General features: G+C 61.0%; 19 protein-coding genes and 2 pseudogenes. 5 read left to right on the forward strand and 16 right to left on the reverse strand.

From position 1 onward, the window contains the following. Window positions 1-48 precede the first annotated feature (48 nt). Complete coding sequence (locus JG739_RS24300; protein WP_202363729.1) at window positions 49-468, reverse strand: CDP-alcohol phosphatidyltransferase family protein; 420 nt, start codon at window positions 466-468, stop codon at window positions 49-51. A gap of 348 nt (window positions 469-816) precedes the next feature. Between JG739_RS24300 and JG739_RS24305 the strand changes: the two genes are divergently transcribed. After that, window positions 817-1,290: a phosphatidylglycerophosphatase A family protein gene (locus JG739_RS24305; protein ID WP_202363730.1), complete on the forward strand. Its 474-nt coding sequence runs from the start codon at window positions 817-819 to the stop codon at window positions 1,288-1,290. A gap of 72 nt (window positions 1,291-1,362) precedes the next feature. Here JG739_RS24305 and JG739_RS24310 read toward each other — a convergent pair whose 3' ends face one another. From JG739_RS24310 to JG739_RS24340, 7 genes are all read right to left on the reverse strand, one after another. Continuing rightward, window positions 1,363-2,055, reverse strand: coding sequence for a class II aldolase/adducin family protein (locus JG739_RS24310; protein ID WP_202363731.1), 693 nt, complete (start codon window positions 2,053-2,055; stop codon window positions 1,363-1,365). Then, the gene (locus JG739_RS24315; RefSeq protein WP_202363732.1) at window positions 2,052-3,512 is read right to left on the reverse strand and encodes an FGGY family carbohydrate kinase; all 1,461 of its coding nucleotides are present in this window, start codon (window positions 3,510-3,512) and stop codon (window positions 2,052-2,054) included. The genes JG739_RS24310 and JG739_RS24315 overlap by 4 nt, the downstream gene beginning before the upstream one ends. 4 nt (window positions 3,513-3,516) lie before the next feature. Continuing rightward, on the reverse strand, window positions 3,517-4,365 hold the full coding sequence (locus JG739_RS24320; RefSeq protein ID WP_202363733.1) for a sugar phosphate isomerase/epimerase family protein: 849 nt from the start codon (window positions 4,363-4,365) through the stop codon (window positions 3,517-3,519). A gap of 5 nt (window positions 4,366-4,370) precedes the next feature. Beyond that, entirely contained in the window at window positions 4,371-5,366 is a 996-nt protein-coding gene (locus JG739_RS24325) for an ABC transporter permease (RefSeq protein ID WP_202363734.1), read from the reverse strand. Further along, window positions 5,363-6,364, reverse strand: coding sequence for an ABC transporter permease (locus JG739_RS24330; protein ID WP_202367615.1), 1,002 nt, complete (start codon window positions 6,362-6,364; stop codon window positions 5,363-5,365). The genes JG739_RS24325 and JG739_RS24330 overlap by 4 nt, the downstream gene beginning before the upstream one ends. Next, window positions 6,357-7,871: a sugar ABC transporter ATP-binding protein gene (locus JG739_RS24335; protein ID WP_202363735.1), complete on the reverse strand. Its 1,515-nt coding sequence runs from the start codon at window positions 7,869-7,871 to the stop codon at window positions 6,357-6,359. The genes JG739_RS24330 and JG739_RS24335 overlap by 8 nt, the downstream gene beginning before the upstream one ends. 89 nt (window positions 7,872-7,960) lie before the next feature. After that, window positions 7,961-8,950 carry an autoinducer 2 ABC transporter substrate-binding protein gene (locus JG739_RS24340; RefSeq protein WP_202363736.1) on the reverse strand — a complete coding sequence of 330 codons (990 nt, stop codon included), beginning with the start codon at window positions 8,948-8,950 and terminating at the stop codon, window positions 7,961-7,963. A gap of 212 nt (window positions 8,951-9,162) precedes the next feature. On the opposite strand from JG739_RS24340, the gene JG739_RS24345 reads away from it, so the two are divergent. Then, entirely contained in the window at window positions 9,163-10,221 is a 1,059-nt protein-coding gene (locus tag JG739_RS24345) for a LacI family DNA-binding transcriptional regulator (protein WP_202363737.1), read from the forward strand. A 143-nt stretch (window positions 10,222-10,364) separates the two neighbouring features. On the opposite strand, the gene JG739_RS24350 is transcribed toward JG739_RS24345, so the two are convergent. From JG739_RS24350 to JG739_RS36425, 3 genes and pseudogenes are all read right to left on the reverse strand, one after another. Beyond that, window positions 10,365-11,117 (reverse strand): hypothetical protein, encoded by a 753-nt coding sequence (locus JG739_RS24350; RefSeq protein WP_202363738.1) that lies wholly within the window; start codon window positions 11,115-11,117, stop codon window positions 10,365-10,367. Window positions 11,118-11,206: 89 nt separating this feature from the next. Then, entirely contained in the window at window positions 11,207-11,380 is a 174-nt protein-coding gene (locus JG739_RS36420; RefSeq protein WP_244749546.1) for a hypothetical protein, read from the reverse strand. 100 nt (window positions 11,381-11,480) lie between these two features. Continuing rightward, window positions 11,481-12,203 (reverse strand): annotated as a pseudogene (locus JG739_RS36425) (PfkB family carbohydrate kinase); the annotation flags it as partial. A 50-nt stretch (window positions 12,204-12,253) separates the two neighbouring features. Here JG739_RS36425 and JG739_RS24365 point away from each other — a divergent pair. Further along, window positions 12,254-13,165 carry a hypothetical protein gene (locus JG739_RS24365; RefSeq protein ID WP_202363740.1) on the forward strand — a complete coding sequence of 304 codons (912 nt, stop codon included), beginning with the start codon at window positions 12,254-12,256 and terminating at the stop codon, window positions 13,163-13,165. A 78-nt stretch (window positions 13,166-13,243) separates the two neighbouring features. Then, window positions 13,244-14,719 carry an FAD-dependent oxidoreductase gene (locus tag JG739_RS24370; RefSeq protein ID WP_202363741.1) on the forward strand — a complete coding sequence of 492 codons (1,476 nt, stop codon included), beginning with the start codon at window positions 13,244-13,246 and terminating at the stop codon, window positions 14,717-14,719. 25 nt (window positions 14,720-14,744) lie between these two features. Here the strand turns inward: JG739_RS24370 and JG739_RS24375 are convergent, their stop codons facing one another. The 5 genes from JG739_RS24375 to JG739_RS24395 form a co-directional block, all read right to left on the reverse strand. Continuing rightward, window positions 14,745-15,209, reverse strand: a complete 465-nt coding sequence (locus JG739_RS24375; protein WP_202363742.1) for a YbhB/YbcL family Raf kinase inhibitor-like protein — start codon at window positions 15,207-15,209, stop codon at window positions 14,745-14,747. 44 nt (window positions 15,210-15,253) lie between these two features. Continuing rightward, on the reverse strand, window positions 15,254-15,691 hold the full coding sequence (locus tag JG739_RS24380) for a DUF2267 domain-containing protein (RefSeq protein WP_202363743.1): 438 nt from the start codon (window positions 15,689-15,691) through the stop codon (window positions 15,254-15,256). Between the two features lie 160 nt (window positions 15,692-15,851). Further along, on the reverse strand, window positions 15,852-17,258 hold the full coding sequence (locus JG739_RS24385) for a Do family serine endopeptidase (protein WP_202363744.1): 1,407 nt from the start codon (window positions 17,256-17,258) through the stop codon (window positions 15,852-15,854). 62 nt (window positions 17,259-17,320) lie between these two features. Further along, window positions 17,321-17,527: a sugar phosphorylase gene (locus JG739_RS24390; protein WP_202363745.1), complete on the reverse strand. Its 207-nt coding sequence runs from the start codon at window positions 17,525-17,527 to the stop codon at window positions 17,321-17,323. Between the two features lie 246 nt (window positions 17,528-17,773). After that, window positions 17,774-18,235, reverse strand: a complete 462-nt coding sequence (locus JG739_RS24395) for a YbhB/YbcL family Raf kinase inhibitor-like protein (protein ID WP_202363746.1) — start codon at window positions 18,233-18,235, stop codon at window positions 17,774-17,776. Between the two features lie 141 nt (window positions 18,236-18,376). Here JG739_RS24395 and JG739_RS36430 point away from each other — a divergent pair. Next, window positions 18,377-18,484, forward strand: a pseudogene (locus JG739_RS36430) (DUF4396 domain-containing protein); the annotation flags it as partial. Between the last annotated feature and the right edge of the window lie 96 nt (window positions 18,485-18,580).

Consider the following 18,580-nt stretch of genomic DNA (forward strand, 5'->3'; position numbering starts at 1 on the left):
ATTCTCCGCATGATTCATGCTGAAAATGAGCGATCAACCGCCTGCACGCTACGTGGGGACGCCTACGCGCTTACCGATCGCCGTCCGCGCCTTGGCGTAGCTGGTGAGGAGTCCGCCGGCGAACGCGATCATTGCGATCGCCCACAGGTCGGCGACCCAGCCTATTGCCGCAAACACGGCAAGTTCCTGATAACGATCGGCCATGGCGTCGAAATAGCCACCCGCCTTGGTGCTCATATGTCTGCGGCGAGCAACCGCCCCGTCGAGCGCGTCGAAGGTGAAGGCAAACGCCAGGCAAAGGCCAAAGGCAAGGCTTGACTGGTGGTACACGTAGGCGGCGCACGACAGGGCGACGAGCACCAGCCCGCCTGACGTAACCTGGTTCGGGGTCATGCCGATCCCGATCAGCGGAGCGGCGGCGTGCTCCCATAGCGGGTCGATACGACGTTTCATGAGACCGGCGATCATGATGACTTGGCTCCTCTGATGATGTCGTTCCGCGAAGTTTAACCGGCAAATTGTGGGTTCGTTCCAGCCCGTCGGCAGCGTCCGAGGTGGTCAGCGCAATGCCCATTGTGTCCGCTGGCGCAAATCGACTGGCGGTCTAACGCGCGTCGCGGCTGAATGGATTCATACGAGGCGCTTCAAGCTCTTGTTTTTATGCACGTCGTTGTCGCAAAACCGCTGCGCACCCCCGGGTTGGGCCTTGGGTCAGGGCCCGGGGACATGCTCTTGCGCGACCTGCATTAGCGGAAGTAACCGGAAAGACTGATACAACGCATATTCGCAATTCACGGAGAAGCCGTTCGAAACGCCATGCGTAAATTTCTGCCCAAGCTTGCTTACCTGCTCGCGACCTCTGCCGGCGCGGGATTATCTCCGGTATGGCCGGGGACGGCCGGCGCGGGCGTCGGAGTGGCTGTTGCCGCGGTCCTGATACCTGCATCGCCTTGGCTGATCGTGCTCGCCTATATGGCCTTATTCGCCGTGGGAGTATTGGCGTCGTCGCATGTCGTCTCCCATACCAGGACGGAGGATCCGCAGATCGTCGTCATTGACGAGACCTTCGGCACCGCCGCAACGCTTTCCATGCTGCCGCCAGACCCGGTCTGGTGGGCAGCAGGTTTCCTTGCTTTCCGGTTTTTCGACGTCGTCAAGCCTTGGCCCATCGGTGTCGTGCATAAGAAGGTAAGGGGTGGGCTCGGCATCATGCTGGACGACGCGGTTGCGGCTGTGTTCGCCGGCGCGTCACTGCTTTTGCTGAACGATTTGATTTACCGTTTGCCGTAGGGAGGACAACTCAGTCTTCACCTGCCACCCAGCGCGAAACAGACCTCTTCACTAAAATCTGCCGGAGCAGCGCTAGACCGCAGCATCGCGCGGCCTTGCCAAATCGTTCGTTCCCTCCGGATCCGGCGCTTGGCCATAGCTCATCTTCTTCATCTGCTCGATCACCCGCGCCATCTCCTCGTCGGAAAGGACCGGCGGCTCGCCAAGGCTAAGCGCCTGGACATACATGCGCGAAAGGGTTTCGACCTCATTCGCCAGCCACAACGCCGCTTCCATGGTCTTGCCGAGCGAAATCTGGCCGTGCTGGCCGAGCAGGCAGGCGAGGCGATCCTTGAGTGCAACCAAGGCATTGTCGGACAAGGCCTGCGTGCCAAAGGTTGCGTAGTCTGCGCAGCGGATGGTCGTACCGCCCGCCACTCCCGTCATATAGTGGAAGCTCGGGATCGTCTTGTGATGGCAGGCCAGCGTCGTGGCGTATAGCGAGTGGCAATGCAGCACGACATCGATCTCCTGCCGCTCCCTCAAAATGTCACGGTGGAAGCGCCACTCCGAGGAGGGCCGTCGGCCGACATAGGTGCCGTCAAAACCCATCTCGACGATATCTTCGGGCGTCATCGTTTCGTAGGGCAGCGACGAGGGCGTGATCAGGAAACCGTCGCGGCAGCGCACCGACAAATTGCCGGCATTGCCCTGGTTGATACCGCTCGAGTTCATCCGGCGGCAAACATCCACCATCTCGCGGCGCAGAGCGCTGTCATCAGTCATCGAATTTTCCTTTTGCTGGTCTTGCCCTGTTGCAAGTTGTTTCGCTTCGCCAGTTCGCGCCACCGCTGTGCATAGGCTGCGAGCGCCTCACGATCGCCGGCAAAGGCAGTCGGCAGGCTGAGCGCGATCGGAGCCGGCGTGTCACGAGTGTCGTGTTCGCCAAGTAGCGCCGCACCCGAAGCGGTGCCATAGGAGTCGAGGTTGTAGACCGTTTCGGCGTTTGGCCGCAGCGCGGCAACCAGCGTGGCGTAGAGCGGGTCTCGCAGGAAGGTGCCATCCAATGCAACCAGCCCGTCTTCGTTCAGCGCATCGATACATTCCACCGTCAGCAGCGCGGCATAAAGCACCGCGAGCGCCTTGCGCCCAGCAGGGGTTTCTGCAGGCGGCCCCTCAAACCGGCCGCGCCCAGCGCTGCCGGGAAACAGGCCGTCATCGTCGCCGAACGACGGCAACGCGAAGCTGCCGCGCTCAATCAACAAGCTGACCAGCGCAGCGTCGGCTGCATTCCCTTCTTGCCCCTGCCCTGCCACATGACTGAACTCTCGTCCGCCCATGCTCAAAACGCCGCCGACCGGGCGTCCTGCCACGTCGCTGTTCAGCACCATTCCGCGATTTTCATCGAGTTGGTCGAGAGGTGTCGCCGCGCACATTCCGACAATCCAGGTTCCGGTAGAGATCACGCAAACGTCGCGCATGCCTGCCGCCTGATAGCGATAGAGGTTCAGGCTGCTGTCGTGGCCGCCGGTCAGAGTAGAAAGTTCTTCCGGTATGCCGTGCCGGCGCGCCAGATCCTGCCGGATTGGCCCCAGCGTCTCCCAGGCCGGATGAAATGGTGGCATGAGGCGCTGCCACCCCTGCCCCGCCACAATGGGCGCCCACTGCTTGCGCACATTGTTCCATAGATGCGACTGCGCCGAGAGGATCGTCGTTTCGGCCGATGGCACGCCTGACAGCCGCCAGGCCCAATATTGAGGCAAGCCCAGATACCACCGAGCCTGAGCGACGCGCTCCGGATCAACCTGCTGCATCCAGTACAGCTGGCGCGCCTGGTGGGCGGCCTTCAGCATGATCGAGCTGCCGCGATCGAAGAAATCGCCCGAAAGCGGCGCGTAGCCATCGCGAATTGCAAGCGGCAGGTCCTGCTCATAATCGATCATCGGCAGGGCGCAAGTCTCGTCGGGATCTGCGTTCACCAGAACCCCCGCGGAGCCATGTCCGGTGCCGACCACTTTTTCCAACGGATGATGACGGCACAAAGTGGCGAGCGAGCCGAACAGCCAGTCGCCAATGCCCTTGAGATCGTGGTGCCGCCAAGGTGGACCGGGCAGCACTTCGTTGTGGACAGAGAGGCTCTCCACGAGCACGCCATCGAGCGTCATCGCGGAGAGCTTTATGTTGGTCTTGCCGACGTCGAAGACGGCGATCCTCGCGCCGTCCGCCTTCTGCCCGTCACCCATCGTGTCAGATCAGACCGTATTGGCGAGCCTTGTTGCGCAGGAACGGCAAGCCATTGCCCATCACTTCGGCCTCGTCCTTCGCAACCGGCCGCCAGACCGAGAGGCCGTAGGAGACTTCCGGCGGCATGTTGATGAAGCTTTCCATGGCAAGTCCGCCCTTGAAGCCGATCGCGGCCAGCGTCGCGTAAATCTCGTCCCAGGGGCAGTTGCCGGTGCCTGGTGTGCCGCGATCGCTCTCGGACAAGTGGATGTATTTCAGGTGATCGCGTGCGGCCAGAATGCCGTTGGCGGCCCCCTTCTCCTCGATGTTCATGTGGTAGGTGTCAAGATGAACAAAGATGTTGTCGGCCCCGACTTTCTCGACCATCCAGACGGCCTGCGCGCCGGTATTGATCAAATGGTTCTCGTAGCGGTTCACCGCCTCGATTCCGAGCTCGATGCCGCGCTTCTTGGCGTGCCTGGCGGCGACGGTCAGCACATGGGCGATATTGTCGTATTCCTTTTCAGTCGGTGGCAGGCCGGTGCGTTCGCCGATGCCGCCAAAAATCACGCCGGAAAGCGCCAGCCCGCCCATCTCGGCGGTCTTGTCGATCGCCACTTCGAGATGTTCGATGGCCGCATCCGGCCGCACCGAGGCCCAGGCGCGCTCCGGCAGGCCAAGCGAGCAAACGGCAGGAAGATTGTGCTTTTCGAGCAAGGCGCGTGTGTGCGCGGCATCGACCGCCGGCGCGTTCAGAAGCGCGATCTCGATAAAGTCCATCCCGTATTTGACCGAAGCCGCGATCGCCTTCTCCGCGCCGGCCCGGTCCCAGTTCATCGTCCACATCGAGGTGTGGACCCCAAAACCATGCATCTAACTCATCCTCTGTTTGTGGTCAGGAATTTGAGGCGCCCGGCAAGCCAGCGCAGGATCATCACCGTGATCATCAGGATGCCCCAGACTGCCGTCGCAAGATGCTGGCTTGCGCCCATCAGATTGAGTCCCGAGGACAGAAGCTGGAGCACGACCAGCGCAACGAAGACCGGGATCACCCGACCGAAGCCGCCGAACGGATTGACACCGCCAAGGAAGCAGGCAAGCACGGTGATCAGCAGGTAAGACTCGCCGTGGCCGACACGCACCGAATTGAAGCGCGCCAGCATGATGATGCCGGCGACCGCGCACATCGCGCCGGACAATGTGTAGACGAGAACCTGCACCTTGCGCGTGTTGATGCCGGAATAACGCGTGGCCTCGATGTTGGAGCCTATCATATAGGTGTTGAAGCCTAGCTTCATGCGCGTCAGCAAAACGTGCCAGATCAGCACGCAAGCGATGAAGATGAGCAACGGCACCGGGATGCCAATTATCGAACCGTAGCCGATCGGCGCCAGGAAGCCGGGAATGCCGGACACGTCGCCGCCGCGCGTCAGGAATTCGCCGAGACCGCGCAGGAAAATCATCATCGACAGCGAGACCAGGATCGGGTGAGCCTTGGTGTAGGCGATGACGAGCCCCATGATCAGCCCACTCAGTGCGCCGACCGCGATGGCAAGGACCGAGCCAAGCATAAAGGCGCCGACCCCGGCGTCGACGCCTCCCTGGCTTTGCAGTACCCAAGCGAGCGTCAGGCCGGCCATGTTGGCCGTGAAGGTGATGGCCAGGTTCAGGCCGCCGGTCAGGATCGGCAGCAGCATGGCGAGTGTGAGGAGGCCGAGTTCCGGCAGCTGGAAGGCGACGGATCCAAAGGTAGCGCGGGAAAAAAAGTTCGGTGCGGCAAAACCGAACACGATCATGACAGCTACGAACGCGGCAAACGGACCTGCAAGTTCGGGGCCGAGCGCGTTGCGGACGCGTTCAATCAACACCGTCATGAAGGCACCCGTCGGCTTTTCAGGAATGGCAGCAGGCGTTCGATGCTGGTGTTCGACAAGGTGATGGCGGCAAGAATGATGGCGCCGACGATCATCTTGAACGCGAAAGGCGATACGCCCATCAAATTTAGTCCGTTCTGGGTGATCGAGACCAACAGAACGCCCAGAATGCAGCCGAGCACGCTGCCCTTGCCGCCGCCGAGCCGCGCCCCGCCAAGGACCACGGCTGCCAGGACGTCGAGTTCGCGCCCATAAAGGGCATTCGGCACAACTTCCTGCGCGTAATGCGCTTGGACGAGACCGGCGATACCCGCCATCAGGCCCAGCCAGCCGAAGGCGATAAATTGCATGGCACCGATATTGATGCCAAAGCGGCGCGCGCCCTCCGGGTTGTCGCCGAATGCGTACAGTTGGCGGCCAGTGGTGGTGCGCGTGATCAACGCCCAGGTAGCGAACACGCATATGGCCATAATGAGCACAGGCAGGGTGATCTCCGCCCAGGTCCCGTCAGCCATCTCTCGCTCGAACAGCACGACGCGGGTCGTGAGCCAGTCTGGCAGGTTGTAGATCGACACGCCGCCTGTGAAAAACATCAGCAAGCCGAAGAAAATGTTGAAAGTCGAAATCGTGGCGACGATCGAGATGATCCTGAACCCGTGGATCAGGAAGGCGTTGATGCAGCCCAACGCGACGCCCAGTGCGCCAGCGATGATGAAGCCGACAATCCAATTTCCTCCGCCGACCCATCCGAGGACGGTCGCGGTCAGATATTGCACAACGGAGGCAGCAACCGCGAAGGAGATGTCAATGCCGCCGGCGATCAGTACGACCAGCAGGCCCACAGCGAAGATGATGTTGACCGAGCTGGTGTTCAGAAGGTCAAACGCGTTGCCGAGGGTGAAGAACCGGTCCGTTGCGAACGAAAGGAAGACGCAGATGACGGCGATAACGGCGAGCAAAGCCAGTTCCGTTGCGTGGGAGCGGACAAACCTACGCATAGACCGCCTCCTCGATCGCCTGGAGGGTCGTAGCGCCCGGCGTAAATTCGCCGACAATGCGCCCCTGAGCCATGTGCAGCACACGGTCCGCGTTGAAATAGACCTCAGGCACCTCGTCCGAGATCAGGATAATGGCCAGGCCGCTGTCCGCAAGCTTGGAAACGATGTCGAAAATGCCGGCGCGCGCGCCGACATCGACGCCGACCGTCGGTGCGTCGAGGATAAGCAGCTTCGGGTCGGTCGCCAGCCATTTTGCAATGGCGACACGTTGCTGATTTCCCCCTGACAGGGTCGAGATCGCGTCGTCCTGTTTTCCGATCCTGACCCCGAGATCCCTTATCCAGCGATTGACCAGAGATCGCTTGCGATCGCTCGAAATGAAACCACCTGAAAGGATCTTGTCCAGCGAGGCGATGACCATGTTGTCGGCGATTGCCTGGGGCTGAATGAGACCGAGCGACAGCCGGTCTTCCGAAAGATAGGCGACGCCGGCGGCGATCGCGTCACGGTTGGAACCGAAGCGAACGGGTTTGCCATCCAGGACGACGGAGCCCGATTTCGGCTTGCGCATGCCAAACAATGTCAGCGCCAATTCGGTGCGCCCTGCCCCGAGCAACCCGGTGATGCCGACCGTCTCGCCGCGCCGGACCATCAAGGACACGTCGTCGAACTCGCCGGGCCGCGACAGTCCCTTGACCTCAAGCATGACCGGGCTCCTGCTCAAATCCCGATGCAGGACGGAATAGTCGAAGGTCTTGCCCGTCATCAACTCTGTAATGCGCGACTGGGTCAGGCCTTTGGTTGGATAGACGCCAACCAGGGCGCCGTCACGCAGCACGGTGACGCGGCTGGAGATTTCGAGAACCTCCGCCAGGCGATGACTGACGAACACAACGGCGACGCCCGACGCCGACAGATTGCGAACAATGTCCAGCAGATAGTCGGTTTCGGATTGGGTGAGCGATGCCGTCGGCTCGTCCATGAAGACGAGCTTTGCCTCGCCGACGAGGGCGCGCGCGATTGCTACGATCTGCCGCTGTGCGATGGGAAGGTGGTGGAGTGCCAGATCGACATCGAAGGTAACACCAAGACGTTGCAAGGCGTTGATCGCGACACGGCGCATCTCGGCATAGTTCACCAGCCGCGGCCAGCGGCCGATGACGGTCTGGAACGCGATATTCTCGGCGACAGTCATCTCGGGAAACAGGGCGAGGTCCTGCCAGATGACCTGAATTCCGCTGGCTTGCGCCGTAACCGGCGACATATGGGAGTAGCTCTGGCCATCATAGTCGATCACGGCGCCCGCCTCGGGCTTGTACACGCCCGTGATGACCTTGATCAGCGTGCTCTTGCCGGAGCCGTTCTCGCCGGCCAGGCAATGCACCTCGCCCGGCAGCACCTCAAAGCTGACATTCTTCAGCGCCTTCACGCCGCCGAACGTCATGTTGACGTTGCGGAGCGACAGCAGCGGCCGTGGTGCGGCGCCATCGAGTGCCTGATCAGCCATCGAGTCGAAACCTGGATCCAATCGCGTTTGCAATCCTGCAGCCGGGCCGGCTCGATGCCGGGCCCGACTGCCATTAGCCTTGGGAGGCTTTACAGGCCCATCGCCGCGAGATCGTCGACAGTATCCTTGTTGATGGGGACCAGCTGATCGACGATGATGTTACGGTTTTCGAAGTCGGGCTTAACTGTCCCAAGCCCTTCGATCGTATCGCCATCCTTGATCTCTTTGCCCTTCATGAGGTGGTCGGCCAACGTGACGAAAACCTCGCCCGCCTGCTTCGGATTCCACATGAAGCCGCCGGAGATCGCGTCGCTTTTGATGAGCTTCCGGCCCTGGCCTGGCGAGAATGGTCCGAGCACGAAAATTTCGCCCACCTTCCGGCGCTCTTCGATTGCGCGGCCAGCGCCGATCGGTCCTTGGCTGCCGAATGCGAGGAAGCCCTTCAAACCTGGATTGGCGGAGATCAAGTCAAGCGCAGTGCTGCGGCTCTTGTCGACATCCTCGGCGACGCCATAGCGTTCGCCGACAAGCTTCATGTCGGGATGGTTCTTCTTCAGATACTCGATTGCCGCATCGGCCCAGGCATTGTGCAGCGGCACCGTCAGCGAGCCGACGAAGACTGCATACTCACCCTTGCCGCCCATCTTGTCCGCCAATAGCTTGGCGTGAGCCTCGCCGAAGCCGGTCGCGGATGCGAGTTCGAAATCCCAGTCGGCGCCCTTCTGGCCAGGCGATTCATGCGTGATGACGATGATGCCGGCATCCTTGGCCTTCTGCAGGACTGGCTCAAGCACTTTCGCATCATTCGGCACGACGCCGATGACCTTGACGCCCTGCGCGATCAAATCCTCGATGGCGCGAACTTGCAGTGCTGGATCAGCACTGGTCGGGCCGACCATGAATGCGTCGACGCCGAGTTTTTGGCCGCGCTCCTTGATACCCGCCTCCATTGCGTTGAACCACGGAATGCCGCCGATCTTGACGACAACGCCGACCTTGCCGGCCTGCTGTGCCATCACAGCGAATGATCCAACAAGCATAAGGGTCGCGGCAAGCGCCGCGATCATGAGCTTTTTCATCTGTACTCCTCCCATAACATTCCCAGTGGGAACACACTCGAGCCGTCGAACGACGGCGGCCATTAGAAACCTCCCCCGAAAGAGACGGGGCACTTCCCCATCGATCATCCACCGGTTTTCGCTTGCACAATCGATGGTGCAGAAACTATTGTGCATCGAGAAGCTCTCGTCAAGCGGGATATCGCGCTAAATAGACGCGCCGGAGACACCAGATGGATCAGCGGGTCAAGAAGAAGGCGACGATCTATGACCTGTCGGTGTTATCAGGCAGTTCGCCGTCGACCGTGAGTGCCGTGCTGAACGGCACTTGGCGCAAGCGCCGCATCAAGGAAACTACGGCGCAAACAATTCTCGGCCTCGCCGAACTCCACCAATACACCACCAATCTGCAGGCGCGAGGCTTGCGACGCTCGCGATCGGGCCTGGTCGGCCTGATGCTGCCCGTCCACGACAATCGCTACTTCTCCTCCATGGCGCAGACGTTTGAAGGGCATGTGCGCAGCCGCGGCCAATGCCCGGTCGTGGTCAGCGCCAGCCGCGACCCGGAAGAGGAACGGCGGACCGCGGAGACGCTGATCTCCTATTCAATCGACCAGCTCTTTATCGTCGGTGCCACCGATCCCGATGGTGTGCACGAGGTCTGCGAACCGGCGGGGCTGAGGCATATCAACATCGACCTGCCGGGAGCGAAGGCGCATTCGGTGATCAGCGACAATTATGAGGGCGCACGGATGCTGACGGAAGCAATCATCCGCCGCTTCGGCAATGATGATCCCCTGCGGCCGGACGAGCTGTTTCTGTTTGGCGGCCGCAACGACCACGCCAGCCGCGAACGCATCGCCGCTTTCCATGCGACCAAGAAGGCACTGCTGGGCGCCGACCCTGAAGACGGTGTGCAGTCGTCCGGGTATTCGCCTGATATAACTTTGCGTGCCTTCGAGGCGTTTTACCAACGCCATGGCAAGCTGCCGCGCGCGCTGTTCATCAATTCGTCGATAAATATGGAAGGTCTGCTGCGTTTCATGGCGGGCCGGCCGGCGGAGATGTTCAGCGAGCTCGTCGTCGGTTGCTACGACTATGACCCCTTCGGCTCCTTCCTGCCCTTCCCGGTAATCATGGTGCGGCAGAATGTTGAGGCGATGATCACGAAAGCATTCGAGCTGATCGATGAACCGCCGACGGCACCGCAGACTTTCCTGATTGCGCCAGAGTTGATCCAGCCCAGGTCTGCATTGAAAGGGCCGCTGGATACGCTGAAGGATATAGCATGAGGGTGACCCGGCGCTATAGGGCGACACCGCCTTGAAATTTCAATGGTACATCGTGCCGAGCCTCACGGGAGTGTCGCTGTCCTCACCGTGAGCCAACAGGGTGGGTGCGTAGGCGCCTGTAAAAGAGGCTACAGCACCGAGCGTCAGAAGCGATAACGGATGCCAAGAGTGTTCGCATTGGAACCCTCTGTGATATCTCCAAACGTGCCATCGGCGCCGGATCTATGGTGGAGTTGGTAGACGAGTTCGACGTTGGGAGCCTGCCTCACTCTGAACGAAAGCTCCGCGCCAACGAAGCCGAGGAATGATGCATCGCCATCGTGGACGATTTCGCGTTCGCGCTCGATCTCGGTAGGGCCGGTAACGGCGCTGAATCCAGCTGTCAGTGCGGGCGCAATCGCCAAATCACCAACGACAAGGCCGTGGTGGCGCAGTCGCGCTCCGGCCCAAAGTTCGCCAGTCGTATCATCGTCCTCGCCAAATCTTATGGCCGCGCCGGCGACGCCGCCAAGAACGAAGCCAGCGCCGATATCGACGAAATCACGACCGTATGCAGCTCCGACTATATAGTTGTCGGTGTAGTCGGCATCGAAAACATTGATCGCGTCGCCGAAGGCCCCGCGCGTAAAGACGCCGCCAAAGACATAGACATCATTCTTGGTCGGCAAACCGTCTGCGAAAGGATCTTGGGTCGCAAAATAGATAAACGGAGAATTGTCATCGGCGAGTCCAGAACTGACTGAAATGCCCAAGATCACCGCAGCCAGGGCCACTTGCAGTCCACGCATAGACAAGCTCCGAATCAATCCCTTTCCATGGTTGGCAATTGCAGTGAGAAAAAACAAGGTACGAATTGTTTTATCGCCAAAATACTGGTGCGGGTGGCTCGAAACCATTCTTCAGGCTTTGCCGCGCGCGCAGGAGACCTGCGCCACAGACCGCAACGGCGCAGTCTTCGGCGCCGACCTGACAGTAATGCGTCAGCCTATACCAATTCACGTCCGTTGCAGAGTTCGACCGACCCGATCATCTGCCGGAGTTCCATCATTGATGGATAGGATTCCTGCGCGCCTTTTTTCCTGACGGCAATCGCCGAAGCCGCGACGCCCCAGCAAGCGGCGGCGTAGGCGGACTTGCCGTCGAGCAAGGCGACGGCCATCGCCGCGATAAACGCGTCGCCTGCACCCGAGTTGTGACCACCGATCGATTTGGTCGGCGAATGTCGGGTCGACCAGGACTCTGAACCCATGTTCCTGCGCTGTCTCGAAAGCGGCATTCAGGACGGGCAAGGGAATTTCAAAGTCAGCAATGAGTATCGATCGATCAGGAGAATTCCTGATGGCTGCCACGACGTTGTCAACGGCCGCGTCATTCCAGGACTTGTTGGCATTGGATGCGGACAGAATGGCTTTCGTGCCGTGCTTCGGAACCGCCACGATGGCAACGCCAGTCGGGACGTCGCGGGTGACGCCGACGGACCCGAGGTCGAGTTCCGCCGCCTTCAGCGGACCGACTGCGATCTCCGCGAAATGATCGTCGCCGATGCGCCCGATAAGCCTGGTCGGAACACCGAGGCGATGGGTGAAATACGCAACGTTGGCGGCTTTGCCGCCGGCGCGTTGGGCGAAGCCGCTGGCCCTAACGGTGCCGCCGACGCCAAGGGAGCCCTGAACGTCGAACTGCAGATCGGCATTGATGCTGCCCAGCGAGAGCACGATCGGGCGCGGCAACGAAACCTCCTCAACCATTTCGTGTGGAAGTGAGCGACTGACCAGGGAACTCGTGAACAGATGGAGGGTTCCGGGGTCAGGCTGACGGTACGGGCTGGTGCTTATTGCGACGGCCAAGGAACCCGCCGCCGACCAGATCGTTTGCGATCTGACCCAGACTAATCGGAACGTAGGCAGACATGCTCGACATCCCGCATGCTCGCGACTGCGACGCGCACATAGCCGGTCGGCACTCCGCTTGGGCCGAAGCATGCCAAGGCTGGAGCACCCGATACTTTCCGTTCGGGCTCCAGACCAGCGTCATGCTGCGCGACGTTGACTACGTCCTGCGGAAACTCGACTGGATGCGCGCCGAAGGCATCTGGCCCAACGGCCTGCGCTATCTCTGGACCGATGCTTTTGGGGTCGTGCTCTATGTCTCGCTTTACAAGGAGCTCGGCGAGGAACGTTGGCTGGGTGACGCTGAACGGCTTGTGGCGGATGTCGAGCGTGTGCTCGGTCGTCCGCGCGGATTGAGGATCGGCGAAGCGGCAGATCGCGACGGACAGTATTTCCACTACCTGGCGATGTGGCTGTTCGCCTTGGCGCGGCTCGGCGATCTGAAACCGCGATACCGCGCGCGCGGCGTTGAGCTGGCGCGCGATATCCATCCGGCCTTCGTGATCCCCGGCCGCGGCGTGATCTGGAAAATGCAGGAGGATTTGAGCGGCCCTTATCCCGGTTACGGTCTCGGCAGCATGGACGCCTACGATGGTTACGTCTCCTACCGGATGCTCGATGAAGACGCACTGGCGCTCGAGATCGCGCAGATGCATGACCTGATGGAGCGCGACTGGCGCACCCTCGACATCGAACAGGATCTCGGCCTTGGCATGATGCTGTGGCTCGCCCACTTCTTTCCCGCCGAGCCATGGGCCAAAGCGCAGACGAAACGTTCGCTGCGGAATCTGGCAACGATGTGGGTCGACCCGCCGGGCTATTTCAGCCGCGCGCCGTGGCTGCCCGATACGAAATTCGCCTTCACCAATTACGGCGTTTCGCTGGGCCTGCAGGCCGCCGGCGTCTGGCCCGAACGCATCGCGAGGTTGAACACTTTCTTCGAGAATTGGCCCTCCGGCGATCAATACGATCGCGAGGCGATCACCTGGGTGATGGCTTGCACCTCGCATCTTCCAGGTGCGTTTCTAGCTTCCGGACGGCCAAACAGCGACTGAAGATGGCAAATCCGGAACGTTTTCGCGCCGGCGCGGGTTGTCGATGAAGATGCATCGAACGCATGGGACGCCGGTGAAATGGCCATTCTTTCGGGAAAACCGGGAAGCTGTTGGGTGGCGGCAGCCACCGCTACGAACTATCCCCCGCTCGAGGGCTCGATCCATGCCGATGCCGTTGTCGTCGGCGCCGGGATGGTCGGGCTCACGACGGCGCTTCGCCTTTGCGAAGCCGGTCGATCGGTGATCGTCGTCGAAGGCCTGCGAACAGGCGGCCAGGTAACCGGCCGATCGACGGCCAAGATCACGACGCAGCACGCGCTGATCTATCGCCATCTCATCGACACGTTCGGGCAGGACCTGGCGCAGACCTATGCCGATGCGAATTCCGCCGGCGCCGCCCAGATCCGGGAATGGGTTCGCGACTACGCCATCGCCTGCGACCTCGAGAACAAGGATGCCTATACCTACACCTGCTACGCAAGCCAGCGCGCGGCGATCGTGGCCGAGGCAGAGGCCGCGCGCCAGGTTGGATTGAACGCCGATGTTCTCGAGCGCGCGCCGCTGCCTTTCGAAACGGCCGCCGCTCTGCGTTTTTCCGACCAGGCGCAGTTCAATCCGGCGATGTATCTGGTTGGCCTGGCTCAAGCGGTGACGGCCCGTGGCGGACGGATTTTCGAAAACAGCCGCGCGATCTCGATCGGCGAGGCAAGCCGCTGGCGTGTCGTCACCGACAGCGGCACCGTTCACGCCGAGCATGTGGTCGTCGCCACCAACATGACAGTGAAGAGCCCCGTCGGCATGGCGAACCGGACCCAGCCGCGCTGCCACACTGCCATGGCGTTTCGGATCGATGACCCTCTTGCTGTCGACGGCATGTTCATCGGCATCGACGATCCGACGCATTCCATCCGCACCGGCCGCGACGCCGAAGGCCCGCTGCTTGTCGCACTCGGCCCCAAGTTCGACACGGGCCAGGACGGCGACGTGGCGAAACGGTTCATCGAGCTGGAACAATGGGCAAGAATGAGCCTTCCAGTCGGGGACGTTGCGTGGCGCTGGTGCAATGAGGACTATGATACGGCCGATAGGGTTCCGTATGCCGGCGAGCCCGATCCGGACAAAGCCTCCGGGTTTCATATCGCCACGGGATTCAACGCCTGGGGCATCACCAATGGAACGGCCGCAGGCATGATGATTGCGGATTTGATCTGCGCGCGGCCGAGCCCATGGCAAAAGCTCTATGATCCGGCGCGGTCTTATCCCGACGACTTTCACAAGAATGGCCGCAGCCAATCGATTGTCTCAAGCCTCGACGACATCATGCCCGGCATGGGCGGTGTGATCGTCAGGGGTGACGAAAAGATCGCGGCGTGGAGAGACGCTGAAGGGGTGCTCCACCCGGTGTCGGCGACATGCACCCACAAAGGCTGCACCGTGACCTGGAACAACGCGGACAACACCTGGGATTGTCCTTGCCATGGCTCGATTTTCGCCGCCGACGGTTCGGTCATCCATGGCCCGGCTCGAAAGCCGCTTGCGCCGGCCGCGCTATAAAAGCAGCGACCGCCAGGGGCCGGCGTTACCGTGCGTAGGTTCCGACCAGCTCAGTCTGCTCCAGCGCATGCTTCTGGGCTTCCTTCCAGACAGACTGCACGCCCGCCTGTCCCGGCACACTGAGACTCGGCACGTCGAGCGCGGCCAGCCGGAAATGATAATGATGGACGCCATGTCCCACCGGCGGCTGCGGGCCATCGTAATAGGCATTGCCGAAATCGTTGGTGCCTTGACTGAGTGCCGACGGGCCTGGCTTGCCGTCTTGCGCCTCGGTGAGCTCGCCGGCATCAGGCGGGATATTGAACACCGCCCAGTGCCCGAAAATCCCGCTCGGCGCGTCGGGATCCTGCACGACAAGCACAAGGCTCTTGGTACCGTGGGGAATACCGGACCATTTTAGCGGTGGTGAGACGTTCTGGCCGTCGCGGGTATACCTTTCAGGGATTTTCCCGCCCGCCGGGAACGCCGGGCTGATAAGGGTGAGTGGCATTTCCGTCTCCCCAAGAAACGAGACCAGCGATATCTGGCGCTATTTCACGCCGCTTGCTGAGCTTCCGCGACGCGCCTGATTTCTGCTGGCAAGGAATCCCAAACCTTGATCATCTGACCCTCTCCCACATGGTGAGCGAGCACCTTGGATACGACCCTGAATGCATCCTTGGAATCGACCGGTCGGGTGAATTCCAGCTCCGCCTTGATTTTGGCCAGGAACTCGTCGAGCGACCGCAACTTCTCGGGAGTCTTGGAGGGCTGATATTGGTCGTAATAGGCGCCGCGCACGAGGATCGGCAGCTGCGAGCCGAGGTGGGCGGCAAGATCCGGCTGCATGCGGTCTCGCAAGGCGTGGAGCACCGCTCCAAGCACATGCCATGCGACCTGCCGATCCGGCCCCAGCTCGGTCATGATCTCGTCGAGCCAGATGTTTGTTGTCTGCAGCGTCTTGTCGAATACGTCGAGTCCGGTGGCGCTCATCGAAGCCTCCTTTCAACAGATTGAATGACTCATTGGACGAAACGGCCTCGGTCGGCTGTTGTTCCCGTCCCTAAAGGCCGCCTCTCGCGAAGCGTGTGATCTATTCGGCCAGGTTTACGCTCGCCGCGCTTTAACGCATTCGCCGTCAAGATTTGGCCCGTCAAGATTTGGCGGTGGCCACAGCAACGAAAAGGGACTGCCCTTGCCTGCTGATGCGGAACAATATCGGCTTGTTCTGCTGGCGGGACTTCGCCCACTCCTCCTGGATGTCCGACGGCTGTGTCACATCCCGGTTGTTGGCCGAGATGATCACATCGCCAGGCTGAAAGCCGTTTTCGGCGGCGAGGCTTTTTGGAGCCACTTCCTGGACGAACACGCCTGTAGTATCCGGCTGGAGTCCGAGTTGCTGGCGCGCCTCATCCGGGATCGGGCTGAGCGACAATCCAAGACGCTGGTCGACCGTTTCCGACCTTGGAACGGCGCCGGTCTGTTGCTCTTCATCGTCGCGCTGTCCGATGGTCAGAGCTACTTCCTGTTGGCTGCCTCCGCGGTTCCGTGTCAGCGTCGTTTTGGTTCCGGGCTTTTGGCTCGCAGCCGCAAGCGTCAGATCATGGACGCTCTGGATGTCCTTGCCGTTAAATCGCGTAATCACGTCTCCCGCCTGTATGCCTGCCTGGTCTGCCGGACTGCCGGGCTCGACCGAGGCGACCAGCGCTCCCTTGCTGCCTTGTATTCCAAGCGCCTCGGCAATCGACGGCGTGATCTCCTGCAGGCGCACCCCGATGTAACCGCGCTCGATCCGGCCAGTGCGGATCAACTGGTCGACGACATTGCGGGCAGTGCGGGATGGCACCGCAAAGCCAATCCCTATGCTGCCGCCTGTGGGAGATACGATGGCGGTATTGACGCCGATCACTTCGCCGCGCGCATTGAACAGGGGGCCGCCGGAATTGCCGCGATTGATTGAGGCGTCGGTCTGGAGAAAGTCGTCGTAAGGACCGGCATTGATGTCGCGCGAACGGGCCGAAAGCACGCCGACGGTGACGGTTCCGCCGAGCCCGAAAGGACTGCCGATAGCGATCGTCCATGCGCCGGGTTGTACTGCATCGGAGTCACCCCAGGCGGTCGTTGTCATATTGGGCCGTGGCTCGATCTTCAGCACCGCGAGGTCGGTTGCCGGATCGCGGCCGACGAGCTGCGCAGGCAAATTCTCCTTGTCGGAGAATACGACATGAATTTCGCTTGCATCGGCAACCACATGGTTGTTGGTGACGATGTAGCCATCGGGGCTGATCACAAAGCCTGAGCCAAGCGCCTCTCGCACCCGCGGTTGAGCCGGCCCGAGGCCGGGAGTGCCGAAAGGACTAAAAAAGTCACCCAGCGTCGCCTGGTCCTGGATGATCTGTTTGGTCGTTATTGCAACCACGGCCGGAATTTTCTCGCGCACGATTGCCGTGAAGTCGTTCGGGATCTCCTGGGCTGAGAGCGGAGCAAGGCCGCCGGCCGAGAGCATCAGAGTTCCAGCGATCAGGCCGGCGCAAAGTCTTTGGTTCAATACCGAAAACATGGACTGCGACTCCTCCATCGTTCAGTGATCAGCATGCGACCGCTCCGGCATGAACCAGCGGATCACCAGCGGATTACGACAACCCTGTCGTTGCCGTTGGCGAGTTCGACAGCTTCGGTGCCATCCGGTTTGCGGCTTTCGATCCGGGCACCTTCTACCGTTTCTATGCCGGCAACGTTGGCCGCAAAGGCCTCGTCAATCTCGGCGGCACAGACCAGGGTATCCGGGGGCAGATCCTTCCCCTGGTCCATCAACTCGCGAAGCTTCATGGCGAACCTCCCTGGCGCAGGCCCGGATTCTTTCGGCTGCACATCCCAACCATGTCCGTCAAGAAAGGTTCCCCGGCGAAATTGCGGGAATGTCACGGGATGAACTCTGCGCAGTCTCTCTCATAGAGCCCGAGAGAACGGTGTTTGAACGCCACGACGCGACCCCGGAGATTCATAGGAATTTCCAGCGACTGCGAACCGCGTTCAGCCATTGCGAGCAGAAGAACGAACCTGCCTGGCGCTGATTCATCCGTAAGTGCCGATTAATTCCGCCTCAGCCAACATGTTTTCACGGGCAGCCTGCCACACGACCAGGGCATCGGGTTCCGGGCCGATGGGAAGATTGGCAATGCCAAGAGCCGCGAGCCTGAAGCGGTAGGTGTGTGGCTTACCGCCCGGATGCTGGTCGGGTCCATCGTAATGAAGGTTGCCGAAATCATTGAAGCCATGAGGCAGGTCCTCGGTTCGCGCTTTGGAACTCCGCCCTTCGGCCAAATGACGCCGGTCTCCGCCGATGTCGTAGACGACCCAATGCCGGGACGCCTGTGACGGTGCATCCGTGTCTTCCATGACGAGCACGTAGCTCTGAGTGCCCGGCGGCGGATCGTTCCATTCCAGAAACGGAGAGAGATTATCGCCGCGCCGGGCATGACGATCCGGAATCGGCTGGCCATTTTGAAAGGCGGGACTGGTCAAAGTGAACGCCATCACTTTCTTCCTTGCTCGGCTAGACTCGTCTCGTAGCGGCCTTTCTCCAACAGATGATCCCAACAACCATGACCGGCTATTGTTGCTCCGAGAGCGATGCACATGCGGTGGTTGGATCGTATGAGCGCGGGCCGTGTTCACATGAAAGTCGAGCTTCATCTGGTCACCCTCCAGATGGGTCCGCTCGAATTTGTGCTCGCCGACAATGAGCCCCGACCGGACGAGCATGAGGTCTTCACCCGCCCGCTCTGAAAGCACGGCATCGGCTCCACGATCCACTGCGTTGCCGGCGATGCCACCAGGATTTGGCGGCCAGCCGCTAACGAAAACGATCAAGACCTGTCG

Origin of the sequence: Mesorhizobium sp. L-2-11 (assembly GCF_016756595.1) — a bacterium.
In the GTDB taxonomy this organism is placed as follows: Bacteria; Pseudomonadota; Alphaproteobacteria; order Rhizobiales; family Rhizobiaceae; genus Mesorhizobium.